The sequence below is a fragment of the Endozoicomonas sp. ONNA1 genome, from assembly GCF_024606325.1.
Classification (GTDB): Bacteria; Pseudomonadota; Gammaproteobacteria; order Pseudomonadales; family Endozoicomonadaceae; genus Endozoicomonas_A.
The window spans coordinates 1-2,028 of sequence record NZ_JAHHPN010000569.1; the positions used below are offsets into that span (position 1 = coordinate 1).

Here is a 2,028-nt window from a genome sequence, read left to right on the forward strand (position 1 = left end):
CCGGTTGTGGTCGTTTAAAGCCTGAAAGATTTCTGGCTGTTATGCTCTCTCTATGCGAAGGCGCTTATCAAGGCGCTTTTCCAAAAACAGTTATCGGTATTGGTTCGGGGCAAGCATTTCTTGAAAAATGTTTTAGTTTGATGGGAGACGTTGATGTGAAATGCTATGACAAAAAACCATTAACTAACTTTTTACCTGTTGAAAAAGCTAAGTTCCCAAAAGATATTGACAAGTGCCTGCCTGATGATTGCAGTCATAGTTTACTGGTTTCAGCCTATCCACAAGGGTATTTAGGTCCCGTGCTTTCGGAATTTATTCGGCGCGGAGGGGAAATGCTCTGCACCACAGTTGAGGGTTGTTTGTTTAGTGATATGCATGAAGGATATGAAGACAATCCTGAGGTTCTCTGGGACGGGATTGAAAAGTTAAGGAAGAAGAATAGAGAGTGCTTTGAAGTTAAATTAACTGATTACACGTTGATGGGGCCTCCATCACGTATCCAGTTTTACAATTGGCCATCAAGTGTTAAGCAGCTTATGCTTGATTCCCTGGATTTAAACGGTTTGTGTTCTGATATCAGTTTTCCTCGATCCCCGAGACCAAGTTCCCATTATTAAAAAAAACTCAATCCGCCAGCGAAAGTTATACAGAGATGCAATCTTTCGTTTTTGAAAGAAAAGACGCTTATCTTCTTGAATTACCACTTTTCAGGCCTACCCTTTTCGAATCAACAAACACAAAATGAAGGTAAGGATAGAGTTTTGAAAAAATTACTCACAGCGGCACTGTTTTTGCTGTTCCCACTGTCTGCCATCTGCCAGACCGAATCATTTACAAGAAGCTTTTTTGTTGAGCTTCATCAGGATGGACACTCTCCAAAAGGGAGCTTTTCTATTAAGCCAGACCAGCAAACATTGCTGGGCATCCCGTCATACCTTGCTGATACAAACAACTATGACGAATCAATTTTTCCGCACAATGACCAACCACAGAGACTCGGCGGTTACAGGGTAAAAACGTCCTTTTTTGAGTCGATCTCGTGGGAATTGATATACGCCGCTGGTGCGCTGGTTGCTTACCAACTGGTTATGACTTCCGATGACAGTGCTCTGAGCACCAAACCTCATTCATGGATTCCTGTAGAAGCCTTTTTTGCGGTCGGCTGGCTTTTACAAAGTTATTGGAACACCGATTCGCCTATGTTCAGTCCGATAAATAAACTGGAGGCCAGTCAGGATGACCCGTTTGCAATCACCACTATGATGCTCCCCGGAAATAGCCAAAAACAAAGCCAGCAAAGAAACGAGCAAACAGAATCATCCGGCCAGCAAGCCTCCGGAACATCCGCGCAACTGACAGGTTCTGTCACCAGACTCCAGCATCTCGGCTCTGGCGGCGGTAACGAAGAGCCGGATCAACCTCAACATACTCTCGGCTTAAATTGCCACGTCGATTCCTGTCATGGCGTTTGTAAACTTCGACAATCATCCCATATCGACGGGCCTGCTGATTGGTCGCTGAATCCTGAAGCAAATTCTACGGGCGATACAGGAGCAACATCCAAGCAAAGCTTGCTTTTCACACCATCGACTCATTTGCGGCATCGGCAGACAGGCACAACGACCCACAAGGCTAAATTTCGGCGGCATCTGGAAAGAAAATTCCTGAAAGCTGAAAATTTGCTCAGATTATCCTCATTCATTGGTAACTCAGACTATATGCCTTCCACCCGAAGGCAAGCATTAGAAGCAGCAGCTTGCAGTTGTGTTTTAAACCACCTCAATATAGCGTATTGCCTTGCTGATCCAGAGACTAAGGCTGCTGCGACTAAACTGGTATCTTTGTATACCTTGTATTCCTTACCTCATTCGGATGATTCGCAAGAACCAAAAAGAAAGTCAAAAAAGGCTTTATGTGAACTTGTGATCGATAATACTAAATATTTCCATATCATTTTTACCTACATAGCGGTTCCCGGTTGTGGTCGTTTAAAGCCTGAAAGATTTCTGGCTGTTATGCTCTCTCTAT

At 43.9% G+C, this 2,028-nt stretch carries 2 protein-coding genes; both read left to right on the forward strand.

Annotation, left to right across the window (positions count from 1 at the left end; all coding sequences use genetic code 11):
* On the forward strand, positions 1-617 hold a 617-nt coding region (locus tag KDK19_RS13130), incomplete at its 5' end, for a hypothetical protein (RefSeq protein WP_257253128.1).
* Between the two features lie 144 nt (positions 618-761).
* The coding region (locus KDK19_RS13135; protein ID WP_257253127.1) for a hypothetical protein at positions 762-2,028 on the forward strand (1,267 nt) is incomplete at its 3' end.